The 21,488-nt window shown below is 70.1% G+C and carries 22 protein-coding genes and 1 tRNA gene; 21 read left to right on the plus strand and 2 right to left on the minus strand.

Annotation, left to right across the window (positions count from 1 at the left end):
- Both VHU88_07875 and VHU88_07880 read left to right on the plus strand, forming a co-directional pair.
- On the plus strand, positions 1-1,109 hold a 1,109-nt coding region (locus tag VHU88_07875), incomplete at its 5' end, for a hypothetical protein (protein ID HEX3611588.1).
- Positions 1,110-1,248: 139 nt separating this feature from the next.
- Positions 1,249-1,503, plus strand: coding sequence for a helix-turn-helix domain-containing protein (locus VHU88_07880; GenBank protein HEX3611589.1), 255 nt, complete (start codon positions 1,249-1,251; stop codon positions 1,501-1,503).
- A gap of 38 nt (positions 1,504-1,541) precedes the next feature.
- On the opposite strand, the gene VHU88_07885 is transcribed toward VHU88_07880, so the two are convergent.
- Positions 1,542-1,613: transfer RNA gene (locus VHU88_07885), tRNA-Arg, on the minus strand.
- 91 nt (positions 1,614-1,704) lie between these two features.
- Between VHU88_07885 and argS the strand changes: the two genes are divergently transcribed.
- The 6 genes from argS to rho all read left to right on the plus strand — a co-directional run bounded on the left by argS (position 1,705) and on the right by rho (position 10,384).
- Positions 1,705-3,366: an arginine--tRNA ligase gene (gene argS / locus VHU88_07890; GenBank protein HEX3611590.1), complete on the plus strand. Its 1,662-nt coding sequence runs from the start codon at positions 1,705-1,707 to the stop codon at positions 3,364-3,366.
- Positions 3,367-3,372: 6 nt separating this feature from the next.
- Entirely contained in the window at positions 3,373-4,776 is a 1,404-nt protein-coding gene (lysA, locus tag VHU88_07895) for a diaminopimelate decarboxylase (protein HEX3611591.1), read from the plus strand.
- A 28-nt stretch (positions 4,777-4,804) separates the two neighbouring features.
- A complete protein-coding gene (locus VHU88_07900) occupies positions 4,805-6,088 on the plus strand; it encodes a homoserine dehydrogenase (protein HEX3611592.1) in 1,284 nt (427 codons plus the stop codon).
- A 3-nt stretch (positions 6,089-6,091) separates the two neighbouring features.
- Complete coding sequence (gene thrC, locus VHU88_07905; protein ID HEX3611593.1) at positions 6,092-7,165, plus strand: threonine synthase; 1,074 nt, start codon at positions 6,092-6,094, stop codon at positions 7,163-7,165.
- Between the two features lie 59 nt (positions 7,166-7,224).
- Positions 7,225-8,106 carry a homoserine kinase gene (gene thrB / locus VHU88_07910; protein HEX3611594.1) on the plus strand — a complete coding sequence of 294 codons (882 nt, stop codon included), beginning with the start codon at positions 7,225-7,227 and terminating at the stop codon, positions 8,104-8,106.
- A gap of 265 nt (positions 8,107-8,371) precedes the next feature.
- Positions 8,372-10,384, plus strand: a complete 2,013-nt coding sequence (gene rho, locus VHU88_07915; GenBank protein HEX3611595.1) for a transcription termination factor Rho — start codon at positions 8,372-8,374, stop codon at positions 10,382-10,384.
- Between the two features lie 12 nt (positions 10,385-10,396).
- Here the strand turns inward: rho and VHU88_07920 are convergent, their stop codons facing one another.
- Complete coding sequence (locus VHU88_07920; GenBank protein ID HEX3611596.1) at positions 10,397-10,810, minus strand: hypothetical protein; 414 nt, start codon at positions 10,808-10,810, stop codon at positions 10,397-10,399.
- A 218-nt stretch (positions 10,811-11,028) separates the two neighbouring features.
- Between VHU88_07920 and rpmE the strand changes: the two genes are divergently transcribed.
- From rpmE to atpG, 13 genes are all read left to right on the plus strand, one after another.
- Entirely contained in the window at positions 11,029-11,247 is a 219-nt protein-coding gene (gene rpmE, locus VHU88_07925) for a 50S ribosomal protein L31 (GenBank protein HEX3611597.1), read from the plus strand.
- A gap of 92 nt (positions 11,248-11,339) precedes the next feature.
- Complete coding sequence (prfA, locus tag VHU88_07930; protein HEX3611598.1) at positions 11,340-12,407, plus strand: peptide chain release factor 1; 1,068 nt, start codon at positions 11,340-11,342, stop codon at positions 12,405-12,407.
- Positions 12,362-13,270: a peptide chain release factor N(5)-glutamine methyltransferase gene (gene prmC / locus VHU88_07935; protein HEX3611599.1), complete on the plus strand. Its 909-nt coding sequence runs from the start codon at positions 12,362-12,364 to the stop codon at positions 13,268-13,270. Before prfA ends, prmC begins: the two co-directional genes overlap by 46 nt.
- A 263-nt stretch (positions 13,271-13,533) precedes the next feature.
- On the plus strand, positions 13,534-14,181 hold the full coding sequence (locus VHU88_07940; protein HEX3611600.1) for an L-threonylcarbamoyladenylate synthase: 648 nt from the start codon (positions 13,534-13,536) through the stop codon (positions 14,179-14,181).
- A 23-nt stretch (positions 14,182-14,204) separates the two neighbouring features.
- The gene (locus tag VHU88_07945; GenBank protein HEX3611601.1) at positions 14,205-14,786 is read left to right on the plus strand and encodes a hypothetical protein; all 582 of its coding nucleotides are present in this window, start codon (positions 14,205-14,207) and stop codon (positions 14,784-14,786) included.
- A 30-nt stretch (positions 14,787-14,816) separates the two neighbouring features.
- On the plus strand, positions 14,817-15,968 hold the full coding sequence (locus tag VHU88_07950) for an MraY family glycosyltransferase (GenBank protein HEX3611602.1): 1,152 nt from the start codon (positions 14,817-14,819) through the stop codon (positions 15,966-15,968).
- Positions 15,969-16,111: 143 nt separating this feature from the next.
- Complete coding sequence (locus VHU88_07955; GenBank protein HEX3611603.1) at positions 16,112-16,528, plus strand: hypothetical protein; 417 nt, start codon at positions 16,112-16,114, stop codon at positions 16,526-16,528.
- The gene (atpB, locus tag VHU88_07960) at positions 16,525-17,502 is read left to right on the plus strand and encodes a F0F1 ATP synthase subunit A (protein ID HEX3611604.1); all 978 of its coding nucleotides are present in this window, start codon (positions 16,525-16,527) and stop codon (positions 17,500-17,502) included. Before VHU88_07955 ends, atpB begins: the two co-directional genes overlap by 4 nt.
- 16 nt (positions 17,503-17,518) lie before the next feature.
- Complete coding sequence (locus tag VHU88_07965) at positions 17,519-17,803, plus strand: ATP synthase F0 subunit C (GenBank protein ID HEX3611605.1); 285 nt, start codon at positions 17,519-17,521, stop codon at positions 17,801-17,803.
- 20 nt (positions 17,804-17,823) lie between these two features.
- Positions 17,824-18,384: a F0F1 ATP synthase subunit B gene (gene atpF / locus VHU88_07970; GenBank protein ID HEX3611606.1), complete on the plus strand. Its 561-nt coding sequence runs from the start codon at positions 17,824-17,826 to the stop codon at positions 18,382-18,384.
- A complete protein-coding gene (gene atpH / locus VHU88_07975) occupies positions 18,384-18,959 on the plus strand; it encodes an ATP synthase F1 subunit delta (GenBank protein ID HEX3611607.1) in 576 nt (191 codons plus the stop codon). The genes atpF and atpH overlap by 1 nt, the downstream gene beginning before the upstream one ends.
- Positions 18,956-20,551: a F0F1 ATP synthase subunit alpha gene (gene atpA / locus VHU88_07980; protein ID HEX3611608.1), complete on the plus strand. Its 1,596-nt coding sequence runs from the start codon at positions 18,956-18,958 to the stop codon at positions 20,549-20,551. The genes atpH and atpA overlap by 4 nt, the downstream gene beginning before the upstream one ends.
- Before the next feature lie 2 nt (positions 20,552-20,553).
- Positions 20,554-21,477, plus strand: coding sequence for an ATP synthase F1 subunit gamma (gene atpG / locus VHU88_07985; protein ID HEX3611609.1), 924 nt, complete (start codon positions 20,554-20,556; stop codon positions 21,475-21,477).
- Positions 21,478-21,488: the final 11 nt, after the last annotated feature.

Consider the following 21,488-nt stretch of genomic DNA (forward strand, 5'->3'; position numbering starts at 1 on the left):
GGGAACGCCAGTGGCAGGCCGGGGACCTGCTGCGCACCCGCCGCAACAACCGGCACCTGCCGGTGGGCGACGGCCACGTGCGCAACGGCGACCTCTACCTGGTCACCGCCGTCGCCCCCGAAGGTTTGACCGTCCTGGAACGCCGCGGTCGCGGTTGGGCCTTCCTGCCGGGCGATTACGTGGCCGCCCACGCCGAACACGGGTGGGCCGCCACCATCGACTCCGCCCAAGGCGCCACCGTCGACGTCGGCCTGGTCCTGGTGCGCCCCGGCGTGGACCGAGAGCACCTGTACGTGGCCATGACCCGTGGCCGGGAAGCCAACCACGCCTACATCACCGGCGACACCATCGACCCGATCGACCGCCACGGCCCAACGCCCCGGCCGTACGACGACCGCACCACCACCGTCGAGGACCGCGCGATCGACATCCTCGCCACGGCTTTGGCCAACTCCGGCGCGCAGGACTCCGCCCACACGATGCGCGAGAACGCCCGCCATCGCGCGGCCGAGCAGACCGGTCACGCCGCCGAGGCCACCGCGATGATGGAGGCCGCCCGGGCCCGGATCATTCCCGCCGAACACACCGCCCGCGTCGCGGAACTGACCCGACTGCGCGAGCAGCGCGCACACCTCGACGGTGAACGCGACCGACACAACCGGCTCGCCCAACTTGCCCGCACCGACCTGGCCGAGACCCCGCGGTGGCGCCGCGGCCTGCGCAACGAACTGCTCACGGCCATCACCGCCCACCAGAGCGGCGCCGACCGCACCTTCGCCCCGGCCGCAACGCTCGACCGCGGAATCACGACGCTGACACGACGGGTCGAGGACGACACCCGGCAACGCGAACAACAACGACGCACCCGGACCATGCGCACCGAGCAGGGCACCACCGGCGAGGCCTACCTCGCACCGGCCCAACCAGCCGGTAAGGCGGAGCACCTGGACCTGCACGCGATGCGCCGCGGCTCCTTCGCGATCCACCGCGATGTGTCGGTACGCAGACGCGACCGCGACCTCGAGCGCATCGCCGAGCAGAACCGACGCATCCACCACGACCGCGACCACAGCCGGGGCCGCGACGACGGCCGGGCCATCGGAATCTGACTCGGACCGTTGACCCGGGACTGGATAACCCCAGTCAACTGGTCGGTCGCGCACACATGAGTGATGTTGGGACCGACAACGACCGCCCGGTACCGCGGCGAGGAACCGTGGGAGCCCCGGGCCTTTGAGGGGGTTCGCCATGCCAGTGCAGCTCTACACCGTCGACGAGGCTGCGCAACGGCTGAACACGACCACTCGATTCATCCGGCGCCTGATCGCCGAACGGCGCATCGCCTTCACGAAGGTCGGCCGCCACGTCCGCATCGAGTCCGACGTCCTCGACGACTTCATCGCCGCCGGGCGAGTAGAACCGGATCCAGGAGGCCCGCAACTGCCCTCGACGCGCTGCTTTGACCGCTCGATCTGGCCAGAATCTGGCCAAAATGTTCGATGATTTGTTCTAAAAGTGGCTCTGACCTGCGGAAACGTGTGTGCCCCCGGCAGGATTCGAACCTGCGCTTTCGCCTCCGGAGGGCGACGCTCTATCCCCTGAGCTACGGGGGCTCGGGACCGCGCAGACTTTATCAGCCTCGTGCAGGTGCCAGCGCTGCTCCGCGGTCGGCGGCCGCTGGGCCCTCGGCCATAAACTTGGCGGGTGACGCCCGCCGAACTCGCCGATGCCGTGCAGATAGCCGTGTACACCGCTGTGCAGGCGGGGGAGTTGGACGTCGCGGTGCCGCGCACCATCCACGTCGAGCGGACGAGGCGGCGGGATCACGGCGATTACGCGACCAACATCGCTATGCAGTTGGCGGGTCCGGCCGGGCTGGCGCCGCGCGCCGTGGCCGAGATCATTGCCTCCCACTTGCGGGGGTCCGGCGGGATCGCGGCGGTCGACGTGGCCGGTCCGGGGTTCCTCAACATCCGGCTGGACTCCGAGGTCGCAGGCCGGTTGGCGCTGACGATCGTGACCGCGGGCACGGCGTACGGCCGCTCCGAGGCGCTGCGCAAGCAGCGGATCAACCTGGAGTACGTCTCTGCCAACCCCACCGGCCCGGTGCACCTGGGCCACACCCGCTGGGCCGCGGTCGGCGACAGCCTGCGCCGGGTGCTGGAGGCGGCCGGCGCCGACGTCGTCAGTGAGTACTACATCAACGATGCCGGCGTGCAGATGCAGAAGTTCGCGGCGTCGGTGTATGCGGCCGTGCACGGGCAGCCCGCCCCGGAGGACGGCTACGGCGGGGACTACATCGCCGACATCGCCAAGCGGATCCTCGAGGTCGACCCGGCCCTGGCCGACCTGCCCGAGGCCGAGGCGCTGCCCAGCCTGTTGGAGCGCGGTTATCGGATGATGCTGGCCGACATCGCGGCCAGCCTGGAGCGATTCGGCGTGCACTTCGACGTCTGGTTCTCCGAGCGGGGCCTGCACGAGAGCGGTCGGGTCGACGTCGCGATCGAGAAGCTGCGCGAGCAGGGCCACGTCTACGACGCCGACGGCGCGGTCTGGTTGCGCACCACGGACTTCGGCGACGACAAGGACCGGGTCATGGTCAAGGCCGACGGCGAGAAGACGTACTTCGCCGCCGATGCCGCCTATTACCTGGACAAGCGCTCGCGCGGGTTCGACACCTGCATCTACATGCTGGGCGCCGACCACCACGGCTACATCAACCGCCTGCGGGCCCTGGCGGCCTGCGCGGGCGACGACCCGGACATCAGCGTGCAGGTGCTGATCGGGCAGCTGGTGAAGCTGCTGCGGAACGGCGAGGAACTGAAGATGTCGAAGCGGGCGGGCACGATCGTCACGCTCGACGAACTGGTCGACCTCGTCGGCGTCGACGCCGCCCGCTACAGCCTGGCGCGCGCCTCGACCGACTCCCAGCTGACCCTCGACGTCGCCGAGATAACCCGGGCGGCGCCGGAGAACCCCGTCTACTACGTGCAGTACGTGGCGGCGCGGACCGCGGCCCTGGCCCGCAACGCCCGCGACCTCGGCCTGGACTGGAGCGCCCCGGAGTCCTTCCACCCGGAGTTGCTCACCGACGACCGGGAGGCGCTCCTGCTCGGCGCGCTGGGGGAGTTCCCGCGGGTGGTGGCCTCGGCCGCGGAACTGCGTGAGCCGCACCGCATCGCGCGCTACCTGGAGGACCTGGCCGGTACCTACCACCGCTTCTACGACGGTTGCCGGATCCTGCCGCGCGGCGACGAGGAGCCCGGCGACCTGCACCTGGCCCGGCTGTGGCTCAACGACGCCACCCGCACCGTTATCTCCAACGGCCTGGCGATGCTCGGCGTCTCCGCCCCGGAGCGCATGTGAGCACTCGTGAGTAGGTCCGCCCACCCGGCGGGCCCGCGGCACGCCGAGGTGCTCGGGCACGAGGCGCTCGGCGCCCCGCCCGTCGACCTCAACGCGTTCGACCCGGCCGTCTGGCCGCGGAATCTGACGCGGGGTCAGGACGGTGTGGTCCGCGTCGCCGGTCACGACGTCCGCGACCTTGCCGAGCAGTTCGGCACCCCGCTGTTCGTCTGCGACGAGGCCGACTTCCGGGCCCGCGCGCGGGCGTTCGGCGAGGCGTTCACCGGCGCCGAGGTGTACTACGCGGGCAAGGCGTTCCTGTGCGCAGCGGTGGCCCGGTGGGTGCAGGAGGAGGGCCTGGGCCTCGACGTGTGCAGCGGTGGCGAACTCGCCGTCGCGCTGCGGGCCGGGTTCCCGGCCGAGCGGATCGCCCTGCACGGCAACAACAAGTCCGCCGCGGAACTGGCCGCCGCGCTGGAGGCGGGCGTCGGGCGGATCGTCGTCGACTCCCACGTGGAGATCGCCCGGCTGGCCGACCTGGCCGCGCAGCGCGACGTCCGGGCCCGGGTGTTGATCCGGGTCACCGTCGGCGTCGAGGCGCACACCCACGAGTTCATCGCCACCGCCCATGAGGACCAGAAGTTCGGGTTCTCGCTGGCCGGCGGGGAGGCGGCCGAGGCGGCGCGGCGGGTGCTCATGCTGCCCAGCCTCGAGCTGCGCGGTCTGCACTCGCACATCGGTTCCCAGATCTTCGACACCTCCGGCTTCGAGGTCGCCGCGCACCGGATGGTCGGACTGGCCGCACAGCTGCGCGACGAGCACGGCGTCGAACTGCCTGAGCTCGACCTCGGTGGCGGCCTGGGCATCGCCTACACCTCGGCCGACGACCCGGTCGACATCGCCGCGACCGCGGTCACGCTGATAAAGATCGTCGAACGGGAGTGCCAGGCCGCCGGGTTGCCCACCCCGCACCTGTCGGTGGAACCGGGTCGGGCCATCGTCGGGCCGGGCACGATCACGCTCTACGAGGTCGGCACCGTCAAGCCGGTCACGTTGGGCGAACGCGGCGAGCGGCGGGCCTACGTGTCGGTCGACGGCGGGATGAGCGACAACATCCGCACCGCGTTGTACGACGCGACGTACTCCGCCGCGTTGGTCTCCCGCGCCTCGGACGCCCCGGCCGCGCTGTCCCGCCTGGTGGGCAAGCACTGCGAGAGCGGCGACATCGTGGTCCGCGACCTGTGGCTGCCCGACGACATCGCCCCGGGTGACCTCGTGGCCGTCGCCGCCACCGGCGCCTACTGCCGGTCGATGGCCAGCAACTACAACATGCTGCCCCGCCCGGCCGTGGTCGCCGTGCGGGCCGGTGACGCGCGGGTGATCGTGCGGCGCGAGACCGACGAGGATCTCACGCGGCTGGACGTAGGGTGAGCGCGACGGTTGCGGCGGGAAGGTTGCGATGAACGCGGTACGGGTGGGGCTGCTCGGCTGCGGCACGGTCGGCACCGAGGTGGTCCGCCAACTGCAGCGGCACTCGGGCGACCTGGCCGCGCGGATCGGGGCCCCCGTGGAGCTGGTGGGAATCGCGGTGCGGCGCGGCAACAAGCCGCGCGACCTGGACGTCGACCCGAAACTGTTCACAACTGACGCCGCGTCACTGGTCAAGCGCGACCTCGACGTGGTCATCGAGGTGATCGGCGGCATCGAGCCGGCCCGCAGCTTGATCCTGGACGCCATGGAGCACGGCGCCTCGGTCGTCACGGCCAACAAGGCTCTGCTCGCCGAGGACGGCGCCACCTTGTACGCGGCGGCCGACAAGCACGGCGTCGACCTTTATTACGAGGCGGCCGTCGCCGGCGCGATCCCGTTGCTGCGGCCACTGCGCGAGTCGCTGGTCGGCGACAAGGTCCGCCGCGTGCTCGGGATCGTCAACGGCACCACCAACTTCATCCTCTCGCGCATGGATGCCTCGGGCGCCTCCTTCGGTGACGCGCTGGAAGAAGCGAGCGCGCTGGGCTACGCCGAGGCCGACCCGAGCGCCGACGTGGAGGGCTTCGACGCTGCGGCCAAGGCCGCGATCCTCGCTTCGTTGGCCTTCCACAGCCGGGTGACGATCGGCGACGTGCACCGCGAGGGCATCACCGAGGTCACCGCGGCCGACGTGTCCCGGGCCCGGGAGATGGACTGCGTGATCAAGCTGTTGGCCATCTGCGAACTGTCCGCCGACGAGACCGGGATCGGCGTGCGCGTGCACCCGGCGATGATCCCGCGCAGCCATCCGTTGGCCAGCGTCGGCGACGCGTTCAACGCGGTGTTCGTGGAGGCCGACGCGGCCGGGCCGGTCATGTTCTACGGTCGCGGCGCCGGTGGCGCGCCGACCGCCAGTGCAGTACTCGGCGACCTGGTCGCGGTGGCCCGGCACCGGGTGGTGGGCGGCCGCGGGCCCGGCGAGTCGGCCTACGCTCAGCTCGCCGTGCGGCCGATGGGCGAGAACGTCACCCGCTATCACGTCAGCCTCGACGTCGCGGAGAAGCCAGGTGTGCTGGCCGGGGTCGCCAACGTGTTCGCCCAGCACGGGGTGTCGATCCAGACCGTGCGGCAGGAAGGCCACGCCGAGGACGCCACGCTGGTGATCGTCACCCACCGGGCGACCGACGCGGCCCTGGCCGCCACGGTCGACGAACTGCGCCGGACCGACGTGGTGCGTAGCGTCGCCAGTGTGATGCGCGTCGAAGGAGCCTGACGGATGAGTGCGACCGCGACGACCCGGCAGTGGCGAGGCCTGATCGAGGAGTACCGCGACCGCCTGCCGGTCGGCCCGAACACCCCGGTGGTGACGCTGCGCGAGGGCGGCACCCCGCTGGTCCCGGCCACGGTCATCTCGGAACTGACGGGTTGTCAGGTCTGGCTGAAGGTCGAGGGCGCGAACCCGACCGGGTCGTTCAAGGACCGCGGGATGACCATGGCGATCTCCAAGGCCGCCGAGGAGGGTGCCCGCGCGGTGATCTGCGCCTCGACCGGCAACACCAGTGCGAGTGCCGCTGCCTATGCGACACGGGCGGGCATGGTCTGCGCGGTGCTGGTCCCGCAGGGCAAGATCGCGCTGGGCAAGATGAGCCAGGCGCTCGTGCACGGGTCGCGGATCCTGCAGGTCGACGGCAACTTCGACGACTGCCTGGAGTTGGCCCGCGGCCTGTCCGAGAGCTACCCGGTCGCGTTGGTGAACTCGGTGAACCCGTTCCGCATCGAGGGCCAGAAGACCGCGGCCTTCGAGATCGTCGACGCCCTCGGTGATGCCCCCGACGTCCACTGTTTACCTGTCGGCAATGCAGGCAACATCACGGCCTACTGGAAGGGCTACACCGAGTACGCCAGTGATGGCCCCGCGGCCCGTCTACCGCGGATGTTCGGGTTCCAGGCCGCCGGGGCCGCCCCGATCGTCGAGGGTGCTCCGGTGAAGAACCCGCAGACGCTGGCCACCGCGATCCGGATCGGCAACCCGGCGTCGTGGGACTCCGCGGTCGCCGCCCGCGACGAGTCGAACGGCCGCATCGATTCCGTGACCGACCGTCAGATCCTTTCTGCGTATCGGTTGTTGGCCTCCCGCGAGGGTGTGTTCGTGGAACCGGCTTCCGCCGCCGGCGTCGCCGGGTTGCTGCAGGCCCGCGAACGCGATCAGCTCCCGGCGGGCCTGACGGTGGTCTGCACGGTCACCGGCAACGGGCTCAAGGACCCGGAGTGGGCCATCGCGGGCGCACCGAAGCCGGAGACCGTTCCGGTCGACGCGGCGGCGGCCGCGGCCAAGCTCGGCCTGACGTGAGCGAGCTTGCGAGCGAACAAATAAGTACGGCAACCTCGAGCCCCTGGCGGGGCGGGACGGTGACCGTCCGAGTCCCGGCGACCAGCGCGAACCTCGGGCCGGGCTTCGACTCCTTCGGCCTGGCTCTCGCGCTGTACGACGAGGTCAGCTTCACGGTCCTCGACGGCGGCCTCGAGGTCGAGATCGACGGCGAGGCCGCGAGCAGCCTGCGACGCGACGCCGACCACCTGGTGGTGCGCTCGGTCCGGGACTGCCTGGCCCGCGTCGGCCTGCCGCTGCCCGGCCTGCGGATGCACTGCGTCAACCGGATCCCGCACGGGCGCGGGCTGGGTTCCTCGTCGGCGGCGATCGTCGCCGGGGTGGTCGGTGCCCAGGCGCTGCTCGTCGAGGGCGCGCAGCGGATCGACGACGCCGGCCTGCTGGCCGTGGCCTGCGAGATCGAGGGCCACCCGGACAATGTCGCCGCTTGCCTGCGCGGGGGTTTCACGATCGCCTGGTCGGAGCCGGCCGGCCCCCGGGTGGTCGTGCTGGCCCCCGACGCCCGGATCCGCCCGGTCGTGTTCATCCCGACCGACGAACTGGAGACCAAGCGGGCCCGGGGGCTGCTGCCGGCCACCGTCCCGCACGTCGACGCGGCGGCGAACTCCGCCCGGGCCGCCCTGCTGGTCCACGCGTTGACCGCGGCCCCCGAACTGCTGATGGTCGCCACCGAGGACCGGTTGCACCAGGAGTACCGGCGTCCGGCGCTGCCGGCCAGCCTCGACCTGGTCCACCGTCTGCGGGAGGCCGGTCTGCCGGCCACCGTCTCCGGCGCCGGCCCCACCGTGCTGGCCCTGGCCTGCGAGAACTCGCTGGTGGCGGCCCGCGCAACGGCGCCGGCCGGTTGGCGCGTCGAGGAGCTGGCGATCGACGCCACGGGAGCCACCGTCCGATCCGCTTGACAGGTTGACACGCCACTGGCGGCATGCGCGTACGGCGCCGGCCAACCAGGTGTTATCGTTGGGGCAGCACCAGGCGCGCCGAGTCAAACGGCGCAAGCCGTGTCGATCTCCCGAACCGAACTCAGGCGCTCGGCGAGAACACCGACCAGCGCGTCGTGTCCACTCCCTCCACCCCCTGCCGTTGACAAACGGCCAGTTCGTCCTACGGACGAGTCTCACCGGTCGGCCGCCCAGGTGCGCCCCGCCGGGAAAGGAACGCAACCCAGTGGCTGAAACCTCCGATCTGGCGCTGGCGCCCGCGGCCACCGTCGCCGCCACCGCCGATCCGGACCATTCCGGCACCGCAGCCTCGAGCGCACCTGCTCGTAAGCGCCGGGCGGACGGCCTGGCGGGCATGGTCCTGGCAGAACTGCAGACCATGGCCTCCGGCCTGGGCATCACCGGCACCGGCCGGATGCGCAAGCCCCAGCTGATCGAGGCCATATCCGAGAAGCAGAGTTCCGAGCGTCAGGGCGGCGCCCGCCAGCCCGCGGCTCGCGCCGCGCAGTCCGAACCCCGCTCCGAGCAGAGCAGCGAGCGCGCCGAGCGTGCGCCGCGCGCCGCGCGCGCCGCATCGGCCCCGGCCGAGAACGCGCGACCGGTCGAGGCTGCGGCATCCGCGCCCGCCGAGTCCGAACGCAACACCGACTCCCAACGCAACACTGATTCCCAACACAATTCCGACTCCGAGCGCTCCGGCGACTCGGCCCAGGCCGGCCAGTCGACCGGCGATCAGCAGCGCGACCGCCGCGAGCGCCAGCGGGACCGTCGCGACCGCGGCAGTGCTCGCGACAACGACAACCGTCGTCCGGACAACCGCAGCGACGGCAACAGCAACCGCCAGCAGGACAACCGGCAGCAGGACAACCGCAGCGACGGCAACAGCAACCGCCAGCAGGACAACCGCCAGCAGGACAACCGCGGCCCGGGGGCCAACCGCGACAACGGGCCCGACGACGATGACGACGACGGTTCGGGTCGCCGCCGGCGGCGGGGCCGCTACCGCGACCGCAACCGCAGCAACCGCCCGGGGGGTGGGAGTAGTCGCACCGGCGGCTACGAGCCCGCCGAGCAGGAGATCAGTGAGGACGACGTCCTGGTCCCGGTCGCCGGAATCCTCGACATCCTCGACAACTACGCGTTCGTCCGCACCAGCGGGTACCTGCCCGGCCCGAACGACGTGTACGTGTCGTTGGCCCAGGTCCGCCGGGGCGGGCTGCGCAAGGGCGACGCCGTCACCGGCGCGATCCGCCAGCCGCGCGACGGCGAGCGGCGAGAGAAGTTCAACGCGCTGGTCCGCCTGGACACCGTCAACGGTATGGAGCCGGAGAAGGCCCGCGACCGCCTCGAGTTCAGCAAGCTGACCCCGCTGTATCCGCAGGAGCGGCTGCGGCTGGAGCACGACTCGAGCCAGCTCACCACCCGCGTGATCGACCTGGTCGCCCCGATCGGCAAGGGCCAGCGTGGCCTGATCGTCTCCCCGCCCAAGGCCGGCAAGACCATGGTGCTGCAGGCGATCGCGAACGCGATCACCGCGAACAACCCGGAGACCCACCTGATGGTCGTGCTCGTCGACGAGCGGCCGGAAGAGGTCACCGACATGCAGCGCTCGGTGAAGGGCGAGGTCATCGCCTCGACCTTCGACCGTCCGGCCGAGGACCACACCACGGTCGCGGAGCTGTCGATCGAGCGCGCCAAGCGACTGGTCGAGCTCGGCCACGACGTGGTCGTGCTGCTCGACTCGATCACCCGACTGGGCCGCGCCTACAACCTGGCCGCTCCGGCCTCGGGCCGAATCCTGTCCGGCGGTGTCGACTCCACCGCGCTGTACCCGCCGAAGCGTTTCTTCGGTGCCGCCCGCAACATCGAGAACGGCGGCTCGCTGACGATCCTCGCCACCGCGCTGGTGGAGACCGGCTCGCGCATGGACGAGGTGATCTTCGAGGAGTTCAAGGGCACCGGCAACATGGAGCTCAAGCTCGACCGCAAGCTCGCCGACAAGCGAATCTTCCCCGCGGTGGACGTCGACGCGTCCGGCACGCGCAAGGAAGAGATCCTGATGTCGCGCGAGGAGCTCCAGATCGTCTGGAAGCTGCGCCGGGTCATGTCCGCCCTCGACGACCAGCAGGCCATCGAGCTGCTTCTCGACCGGCTGCGCAAGAGCAAGTCGAACATCGAGTTCCTCATGCAGGTGCAGAAGACCACGCCGATGTCCGACGGGAACGAGCCCGACAACTGAGCTGACGCGACGTCAGTCGAGCCGGTGCACCGCCACCTGCGCCGGCAGCCGTGGCGTGCCGCCCACGGCGGCCATGGTCAACCGGGTCAGAGTCTCGAGCGCCGCCACGTCGAGGACGACTGTCCGGGCCGCGCCGGACAGCTCCGCGGTCCCGGTGCCGAACGTGACCTCGTAATCCGCACCGGCCGGTGCCTGCAGGTCCAACCGGTAGCTCGCCCCGGGTTGGGTGGGCACGTCGGCGGTGATGCCCTCCGGTCCGGTGAGGAACTCCGTGGCCCGGACCAGGTTCGGGTGCAGGGCATCGAGGCCGGGTTGGGAACCGCCGGCGGCCGGCGCGGCCGGTGCTGTCCCGACGAGCACACCGACCGTTGCCGAGATCCCGAGTGCCGCGGCCGCCATCCCGACCCACAGCGTTCGCCGTGCCACTGGCCCACCCGCCCGACAACCGTGGTGTGATTCCAGTGATCATTGTGACTGACGTGATCAATGTGACCTGACGAAACGCCGGGTCGACCTGTGGAATCCGCCGGGCGCCAGATGCGTTTAGTCGGTGGCCACCTGAACTGGCACACTTGGCCGGTCCCGGTTCACGTCGCAGGCGCTCGCCGCGGCGACCCGGGACAAGGATGAACAAGGAGCAAGCCGTGAAGTCCGACATCCACCCCGCCTACGGGGTCACCGAGGTCACCTGCACTTGCGGGTCGACCTTCACCACTCGCAGCACTGCCAAGAATGGCGTCATCCACGCCGACGTGTGCTCGCAGTGCCACCCGTTCTACACGGGCAAACAGAAGATCCTGGACACCGGCGGCCGCGTGGCCCGCTTCGAGAAGCGCTTCGGCAAGAAGTCGGCCGACAAGTAGCTGCACCTCACGCCGGCGTCCGCACCTCGCGGGCGCCGGCGTCGTGTTGTCCGACGCGGCCGCGAGGGGACGACGTCCCGCAGGGAGAGGCGATGTTCGAGGCGATCACGGACCTGCTGACCGAGCACGCCGAGCTCGAGAAGGCGATGGCCGACCCGGCCGTGCACGCCGACGCGGCGCAGGCGCGCAAGTTCGGTCGCCGCTATGCCGAGCTGTCCCCGATCGTGGCCGCGTACCGGGCCTGGAAACAGGCCGCCGACGACGTCGAGGCCGCCGCCGAACTCGCCACCGAGGACGCCTCGTTCCGGGCCGAGCTGCCCGAGCTGGAGGCCACCCGGGACGAGCGGTCCGAGAAGCTGCGGCACCTGATGCTGCCCCGCGACCCGGACGACGACCGCGACGTGATCCTCGAGATCAAGGCCGGCGAGGGCGGGCAGGAATCGGCATTGTTCGCCGGCGACCTGCTGCGGATGTACCTGCGCTACGCCGAACGTCGGGGCTGGAAGACCGAGGTGCTCGACGCCCAGGACTCCGACCTCGGCGGCTACAAGGACGTCTCGCTGGCGGTGAAGGCCCGCGGCGTCGAACCCGGCCAGGGCGTCTGGGCGCGGCTGAAGTACGAGGGCGGCGTGCACCGGGTGCAGCGCGTCCCGGTCACGGAGTCCCAGGGCCGGATCCACACCTCGGCGGCCGGCGTGTTGGTGCTGCCGGAGGCCGAGGAGGTCGACGTCGAGGTGAACCCGGCCGACCTGCGGGTGGACGTGTTCCGGTCCTCCGGCCCCGGCGGCCAGTCGGTCAACACCACCGACTCCGCGGTCCGGCTGACCCACCTGCCGACCGGGATCGTGGTGTCCTGCCAGAACGAGAAGAGCCAGCTGCAGAACAAGGAGCAGGCGATGCGCATCCTGCGGGCCCGGCTGCTGGCCGCCGCGCAGGAGGCCGCCGACGCCGAGGCCTCCGACGCCCGCCGCAGCCAGGTCCGCACCGTCGACCGCTCCGAGCGAATCCGCACCTACAACTACGCGGAGAACCGCATCGCCGACCACCGGGTGAACTTCAAGGCCTACAACCTCGATGCGGTCCTCGACGGCGACCTCGACGCGGTCATCCAGGCGTGCTTGGAGGCCGACGAGGCCGCGAAGCTGGCTGGTACCAACTGAACCCGGACTCCAGGGCAGCGGCGGGCGTCGAAACTGATCTGCGTTCGGCGCTGGCCGCGGCCCGCAGCCGGCTGGCCGAGGCCGGGGTGGCCTCGGCCCGCAACGACGCTGAGGAACTGGCCGCGCACCTGCTCGGGGTCCGCCGCGGCGACCTGGTGCGCCACGACCGCATCGACGCTGCCGGGTACGAAGCCCTGGTGGCCCGTCGGGTCGCGCGTGAGCCGTTGCAGCACCTGACCGGGGTGGCCCATTTCCGCCGGGTCAGCGTCGCGGTCGGCCCGGGGGTGTTCGTCCCCCGGCCGGAAACCGAGGTGATGGTCGGCGCGGTGGTGGACTTCCTCGCCACGCTGCCCCCCGGTGCCCGGGTGGTCGACCTGTGCACCGGGTCCGGGGTGATCGCGTTGTCGGTGGTCACCGAGGTTCCGGGGACCCAGGTGCACGCAGTGGAGGTCGATCCCGGCGCGTACGACTGGGCGACGCGGAACCTGGCGGGCACTGCGGTCACGTTGCACCTCGCCGATGCCCGCACCGCGTTGGCCGAACTCGACGGGACCTTCGACGTGGTGATCTCCAACCCGCCGTACATTCCAATGCCCGCTTGGGAATCGGTGACCCCCGAGGTCCGCGACCACGACCCGGCGGCGGCCCTGTGGAGCGGCGAGGACGGGCTGGACATGATGCGGGCGGTCGTCCGACGGGCCGCGGAGCTGCTGCGACCGGGGGGCCTGGCCGTGGTCGAGCACGCCGAGGTGCAGGCCGGCAGCGTCCCGGCGCTGTTCCGTGGCGCCGGGTGCTGGCGGGCGGTCGCGGACCACAAGGACCTGGCCGGCCGGGACCGCTTCGTGACCGCAGTCCGGGTGTGACATTGCCGCTCGGACACTGCCGGGATGACACCCCGTCACGCCTCCGATCACCCGGTGCAGTCGGGCTTTCGCGAAACGTCTCGCCTTACCACGGCCCTGTCTCGATCCGGAGCCCGCACGGGGTGGCAAGGCGCGCCTTGCAACCCATACCTTGGTCCGATCCAGCCGGGTTACCCCGAATTGCGTACCTCCCGTGCTGGGACCGTTCACCCATCGGGGGGCGACGGTCGGCGTCGTCGTACCGGCTCTGTGGAGGCAGCCTCATGCCGCGGTCTTTCGACTGCGCTGATCCCACCGCGCGCGCGGAGGGCCTGAAGGCCGCCGCCGAGGCTGTCGGTAACGGGAAACTGGTGGTGTTGCCCACTGACACCGTCTACGGGGTGGGCACCGACGCGTTCACCCCCTCGGCGGTTGCCGCTCTGCTAAACGCGAAGGGCCGGGGCCGCGACATGCCCGTCCCGGTGCTGATCGGTTCGACCCGCACGCTGGACGGCATCGCCACCGGGATCCCGGACGTGGCCCGCGACCTCGTCTCCGCGTTCTGGCCGGGTGCACTGACGGTCGTCTGCAAGCAGCAGCCCTCGCTTCGCTGGGACCTCGGTGATGCCCGGGGGACAGTCGCGATCCGGATGCCGATGGACCCGGTCGCCCTGGAACTGCTGCGCACCACCGGACCGATGGCGGTCAGCAGCGCGAACATCTCCGGTCGTCCGCCGGCCAACGACGCCCTGGAGGCCCGGACGCAGTTCGGCGAGCTGGTCGAGGTCTACCTGGACGCCGGGCCGGCGGCGAGCGAGCTGCCGTCCTCGATCGTGGACGTGACCTCCGGCACGCCGCGCCTGCTGCGGCCGGGGGCGATCTCGCTGGAGGAGCTGCGGTCGATCGCGCCCGAACTAGAGGTAGTCACGTGACGGGGCGGTTCTCGATTCTCTTTGTGTCCACGGGCAACGTGTGCCGCTCCCCGATGGCTGAGCGGCTGGCCGAGCTGGAGCTGGCTGCGGCACTCGGTGCCGAGGTCGACGCGTTCCGGATCGGCAGCGCAGGTACCTGGGGACACGACGGGGCACCGATGGAGCAGCACGCCCGGGCGGTGCTCAACGAACGCGGTGCCCGCGCGGGTGGGTTCGTGGCCCAGGAACTGCTGGCTGAGCAGATCGCCGCCGCCGACCTGGTGCTGACCGCCTCGAGCGAGCAGAGCCAGCAGGTGCGGCTGATGGACCCGGCCGCCCGCGACCGGGTGTTCACGCTGTGCGAGTTCGCGAGCCTGGCCCAGGACGCCCCGCCGGATGTCCTGGTGCACAATCCGGCCGCCCGGGCCCGGGCGTTGGTCTGCACCCTGGCGGAATTGCGGACGAGACTCGGCTCCGCGGTTCGCTCGACCGACATCGCCGATCCGTACGGCGCCCCGTTGCACGTCTTCCGGCTGTGCGCGGACGAGATCGCGGCCTGCCTGGGGGCGCTGGTCGGTCACCTCGCCGTGGCGCGCACCGCGGCGACCAACCGCGCGGTGTCCTGATCCGGATCACCTTCATGGGATAACTGTCCGGTGAGGGAGTACTTGCTGGCGCTGCTCGTGGCGGCGGCGGCGACGTACCTGAGCACCGGTGTGGTGCGGCGCGGGGCGATCGCGTTCGGCGCGATGACCGAGGTCCGGGCGCGCGACGTGCACGCGATCCCCACCCCGCGCCTGGGTGGAATCGCGATGTTGGCCGGGCTGTTCACCGGCGTTCTGGTGGCCTCCCGGATGCCGTTCCTGTCCAGCGAACTCTTCGCCAACTCCCACGACCCCTGGGCGTTGCTGGCCGGGGGCTCGCTGATCTGCCTGCTCGGGGCGGTCGACGACCGCTGGGGCCTGGACGCGCTGACCAAGTTCGCCGGCCAGGTGCTGGCCGCCGGGGTCATGGTTGTGATGGGTATTCAGATGACCTATCTGCCCATCCCCGGCACCACGATCTCGCTGGACCCGACCTCCGGGACGCTCCTGTCGGTGCTGATCGTGGTGGCGACGGTCAACGCGGTGAACTTCGTCGACGGCCTCGACGGCCTGCTCGCCGGGATCGCGTTGGTCGCGGCCTTGGCGTTCTTCTCCTACACCTACCTGCTGGCCGTCTCCGAGCGACTGGACCGCGCGATCTCCCCGGCGTTGTTCTCGGCGTTGCTGGCCGGGATCTGCCTGGGCTTCCTGCCGCACAACTTCCACCCGGCACGCATCTTCATGGGCGACTCCGGGTCGATGCTGATCGGATTGATCCTGGCCGCGTCGACGGTGAGCTTCGCCGGTCAGATCGACTTCGGAGCCGTCGACAACGGGAACATTTCTCCGGTCCTGCTGCCCCTGGCGCTGCCGTTCGCGGCGATCGCGGCACCGTTCCTGGACCTGGTGCTGGCGATCGTCCGCCGCACCCGTCAGGGCCGTTCGCCGTTCGCCCCGGACAAGCAGCACCTGCATCACCGACTGCTGGAGATCGGGCACTCGCACCGTCGGGCGGTTCTCATCATGTACTTCTGGTCGGCCCTGATCGCCTTCGGCGTGGTCGGCCTGTCGCTGCTGTCGGCGGCCCCGTGGGTGTTCGTCGCCCTGGGCGCGTTGGTGTTCGTGGGCCTGCTGCTGCTGCGCGGGCCACTGCGCACGCCGGCGGACGAGGAGCCGAAAGCGCCCGGCGAGGACGACCGGGACGACCACCACACCCGGGTGTGATCCGTTCGACCGCTCCCGACGCGAAATGCGCCTTGACCTGATGGTAGTTTCCCCTGCGAAAGCGCGGGCCGCTGTGTGGCCGCGCGCTCCTGGCACCGGTGCCGGCCTCCTTGAAAGGACTCGGGTTGACTTGCGATGTGGCCGTGGACGCTGACGCGCCCATCGGCGCGGGTCCGCCCGTCCTCAGCGGTCGGGCGCAGCTGTGGGGAAACCTGGACCTGCTGCTGGTGGCTGCCGCGGTAGTGCCCGCGGTGGCGCTCGACGTTCCTGAGCCGGGCTTCGTGCTCGGCGCCGGCGGATGGGTGCTGCAGCGGCTGATCTCGGTGTACAACCGGCGCTGGATCCGCCGCGCGACCGACCCGGTGAAGCAGGTGGCCGCGAACCTCGCCGAAGCCTTCGGGCGGATCTGGTTGCTGGCCGGCGTGATCGTCCTCGCGGGGGTGGTCGGTGAACGCCGCGACGGGCTCACCGCATCGGTCGTGATCTTCGCCGCGTACTCCGCCGCATTCGTCGTCCGGCTCGTGTCCGGACCGCCCGCCCGACGTAAGGCTTCCCCATGACGATCCAGTCCGAGATGCCCACCGAGACTGGGCCCCCGCAGACCCCCGATGAGACTGAGCAGAGCCCCGGGCACAAGGCCAAGCCCGGGATGAGCCTGGGCAAGCAGATCGGCCTGCTGGCCGTCACGATCTACATCGCCGGCTTTGTCGTGATGATCGCCTTCTTCGGTCTGAGCGGGACGAAGAACGAAGACTTCAACATCGTTCAGCCCTTCCACCTCGACCGGTGGTTCAAGATCGTCGGGCCGATCGACTTCAACAAGGGCGTTCTCTACCTGCTGCTCACCACGGCCATCACGCTCGGCATCCTGCTGTGGGTCGCCAAGCGGATGAACATGCGGCCCAACCGGGTGCAGACGGCGGTCGAAGCCTTCTACGACCTGACCCGCCGCATGACCCGCGACAACATGGACGAGGCCCTGGCCCGGAAGTGGTTCCCGCTGGTCGCGACCCTGTTCGTGTTCATCCTGGTCACCAACCTCCTCGGGTACATCCCGCTGCCGGTCAACTCGGCGGAGAAGATCTTCGGCGGAAACTTCCCGTCCTTCCAGCTCTACGCCGCGGACACCAACGTGGCTGTGCCGCTGATTCTGGCGCTGGGTGTCTGGATCGTCTTCAACTACGAGGGTGTGCGCGCTCACGGCGCCCTGGGCTACATCAAGAGCCTCGTGCCCTCGGGTGTCAGCAAGGGCATGTTGTTCATGCTCTACCCCTTGGAGATCCTCTCCAACTTCCTGCGGCTGCTCTCGCTGACCGTTCGGCTCTGGGCCAACCTGCTCGCCGGCCACCTGCTGATCGACTTCATGGGCGGCAACATGGCAGTGCTGCTGGGGCGGCCGTACCTGGGGTGGCTCACCCTGCCGCTCGGTATCGCGATCTACCTGTTCGAGGCCGTCCTGATCGCCGGCCTCCAGGCCTTCATTTTCGCCATCCTCACCGCCATGTACATCGGCAGTGCGACTCACAGCCACTAGCCAGAAAAGGATTTCAATGTCGCAGATTCTGCAACTGTTCAATGCCGCCACTGGCACTGCCGATCCGACCACCTACGGTCAGAAGGCCGGTCGGGCGATCGCCCTCGGCGCGGGTGCGGGCGGCGGAGCGGCCGGCGCCGGTGCGGGTATCGGCTCGCTGTTCGGCTCGGTCGTGGAGGCCACGGCGCGCCAGCCCGAGATGCGCAACGAGATCGCTTCCACCCAGTGGTTGGGCTTCGCCCTGACCGAGGCCTGCTTCTTCTACGGCCTCGTCGGCGGCTTCATCGCCTTCTTCCTCTAAACAACAAGGAGTTGGCCATCGTGTTGCTCGCCTCAACTGCCGAGAACGTCCAGGCCAGTGGGAGCACTTGGCTGATCACCCCCAACGTGGGGATGACCATTTGGACCTTGGTGGTCTTCTCGGTCAGTGTGGTCGTGCTGGTCAAGGGAGTTTTCCCGAAGATCCGGGAGGCTCTGGACCGGCGTCAGGCCGCCATCGAGGAGTCGATCGACGCTGCCGCGCGGACCCGTCAGGAAGCCGACGTGCTGCTCGGTGAGTACCGCGAGCGGCTGACGGAGGCCCGGGCGCAGGCCGACGAGATCGTCGAGCGCGCTCGGCAGGCCGCGACCGCCGTGGAGAACGAGGCACGCACCACCGCCGCGGCCCGGGGCGAGCAGATGCTCGAGCAGACGCGCCGGGACATCGAGGCCGAGAGCCGCCGCATGCTCGACGAGATCATGCGGGACGTCGCGGAACTCACGGTGCTGGCCACCGAGCGGGTCACTCGCAAGACGCTCACCGAGGCGGACCAGCGCCAGCTGGTTCAGGACGCACTGGCCGACCTCGACTTCTCGGCCCTTGCGGGCGGGCGCGAGAACTGATGGCACAGGTCGCACAGGTCTACGCGCGCGCGCTGTTCGAGGCCGCCTCCGAGGGAGGCGTCCTGGATCCGGTGAAGGAACAGCTGGCTCAGTTCGACCAGGCACTCTCGTCGAACTGGGAGTTCCAGCTGTTCTTCTTCTCCCCGAACTTCTCCACCGCGGAGAAGATCGACGGCGTGAAGCGCGCGGTGGTCGACCCGGACCCCGCGTTCCTGAACTTCCTCGAAGCGCTGATCGAGCGCCACCGGATGCCCGAACTCTCCCGCATCCGGGAGCGGTTCGACGCGCTCTGGGACGTCGAGATGAAGGTGCTTCCGGTGGAGGTCACCACCGCGGTGCCGCTGGACGAGGCGACCGTGGCCAGCATCGGTGAGCGCATCGGCCGGGAGACCGGCAACCGGATTCAGCTGACCACCGTGGTCGATCCGGACGTCGTCGGCGGGATGGTGCTCCGTGTGGGCAACCTCGTCATGGACGCGTCGATCAAGAGCAGTCTCAATCAACTTCGCAAGCAGGTCTCCAAGGCGCGCATCGGTTCGCCCTTGGCGTCTTCGGTCAAGGAGCAGTCCCAGTGAAGATCAACGCTGACGAGATCACCTCAATCCTCAAGAGCCGCATCCAAGGCCTCGACACGGCCAGCGCGGACTTCGCCGAGGTGGGCACCGTGCTCTCGGTCGCGGACGGCATCTGCCGCATCCACGGGCTCGAGAACTGCATGTCGTTCGAGATGCTCGAGTTCCCGCACGACGTCACGGGCCTGGCGCTGAACCTGGAGTCCGACAACGTCGGCGCGGTGCTGTTCGGCGACTGGAAGAAGATCGTCGAGGGCGACACCGTCAAGCGCACCAAGCGACTGCTGGAGATCCCGGTCGGCGAGGAGATGCTCGGCCGCATCGTCGACCCGCTGGGCAACCCGCTGGACGGCAAGGGCGACATCCGGCCGGCGGGCACCCGCCCGGTCGAGTTCAAGGCGCCGGGCGTCGTCTACCGGCAGCCGGTTCGCGAGCCGATGCTCACCGGCCTGAAGGCTGTCGACTCCATGATTCCGATCGGACGTGGCCAGCGTGAGCTGATCATCGGCGACCGGCAGACCGGCAAGACGGCCATCGCGATCGACACGATCATCAACAACAAGGACCGCGACCTGATCTCGGTCTATGTGGCCATCGGGCAACGCAAGGCCACCGTGGCCGGACTGGCCCGCGTTCTCGAGGACGCCGGAGCGCTGCAGAACACGATCATCGTGGCAGCCTCGGCAGACGAGGCCGCGCCGATCAAGTTCCTGGCTCCGTACGCGGGCTGCGCGATGGGCGAGTACTTCCTCTACAAGGGCCAGGCAGCCCTGGCGATCTACGACGACCTCACCAAGCACGCCTACGCCTACCGCCAGATGTCGCTGCTGCTGCGCCGCCCGCCGGGCCGCGAGGCCTACCCCGGCGACGTGTTCTACCTGCACTCGCGCCTGCTGGAGCGCTCGGTCAAGCTGGCCGACGAGGTCACCGATCCGCTGACCGGACAGAAGATCCCCGGTGGTGGGTCGCTGACCGCCCTGCCGATCATCGAGACGCAGGCCGGTGACGTGTCGGCCTACATCCCGACCAACGTCATCTCCATCACCGACGGGCAGATCTTCCTCGAGCCGCGCCTGTTCTACTCGGGCGTGCGCCCGGCCATCAACGTCGGTATCTCGGTCTCCCGCGTCGGTGGTAGCGCCCAGATCACCCCGATGCGCAAGGTCGCCGGCCGGTTGAAGGGCGAGCTGTCCCAGTACCGCGAGCTGCAGGCCTTCGCCCAGTTCGGCTCCGACCTCGACGCCGACACCAAGCGCACACTGTCCCGTGGTGAGCGCCTGGTGAAGACGCTGAACCAGGCCGAGCGGGCCCCGATGGCGGTCGAGGAGCAGGTCGTCCAGATCTACGCGGCCACCAACGGCTTCCTGGACCGCATCCTGGTCGACAAGGTGGAGAAGTTCCTGCAGGAGCTGAACGAGCGCGTCCGGGGCGGCCAGGCCGACCTGCTCAAGCAGATCGCGGCGGGGGAGTGGAACCCCGAGGTCGAGGAGCGGATCAAGGCAGCCGTGAAGCAGTTCGCGGACGACTTCGGTTACGACCTCGACGAAGAGGGCCTGCCCATCGCGGACAGCGTCCCCGTCGCCGCTCGGAGCTGAGGATGGCTGCCTCACAGCGAGACGTCCGGAACCGGGTCTCCTCGGTCAAGAACATCGAGACCATCACCAGCGCGATGGCGATGGTCGCCGCCGCCCGGCTGCGCCGTGCCGAGCAACGCATCGAGGCGCTGCGGCCGTACGCGAGCGGGATCCGGCTGATGACCCGTCGCGCCGCGGAGGTGGCGGGGTCGGTGCAGGGCGTGCCGTTGCTCTCGGAGCATCCGGAGGTGCGCACCGTCGGCATCCTGCTGGTCGCGGGGGACCGTGGCCTGGCGGGCGCGTTCAACTCCAACATCGTGCGGGCCGGCATCGCCGCGGGTCGCGAGCACACGGCCGCCGGCCGACAGGCCGTCTACTTCGCCTCGGGCCGCCGCGTGGCCTCGTCGCTGACGTTCCGCGGTCTGCCGGTGGTGGACAGCTTCATGGGCTTCACCGACCGCCCCGCCTACGACGACGCCCGCCGCATCGGGCAGCGCGTGGTCGCCGCCTTCCTGGACAACGAGGTCGACCAGATCGATGTCTTCTACAACGGGTACCGCTCGGCGGTCGTTCAGGTGGTGACGCGCGAGACGTTGCTGCCGTTGGCGAAGGCAACCGTCACCGGGGGCGACTCGGCCGAGGAGGACGCGCAGAATGAGACGGGCGCCGGCTCGCAGTCCGGCACGCGGGCGCGTCCGGAGTACGAGCCCGGCGCGATCGACGTGCTCAAGCGGCTCGTCCCGGACTACGTCGAGGTCTCGATCTATCGGGCGCTGCTGGAATCGACCGCGTCCGAGCACGGCGCACGCATGTCCGCGATGCGCAACGCCTCGGACAACGCCAAAGAGCTGATCCAGGATCTGACGCTGCAGATGAACCGTGCGCGTCAGGCCGCCATCACCCAGGAGATCATGGAAGTGGTCGCCGGGGCCGAGGGCATCGCGTAGTCGCGCGAAGC

It is taken from the genome of Sporichthyaceae bacterium (genome assembly GCA_036269075.1).
GTDB lineage: Bacteria > Actinomycetota > Actinomycetes > Sporichthyales > Sporichthyaceae > DASQPJ01.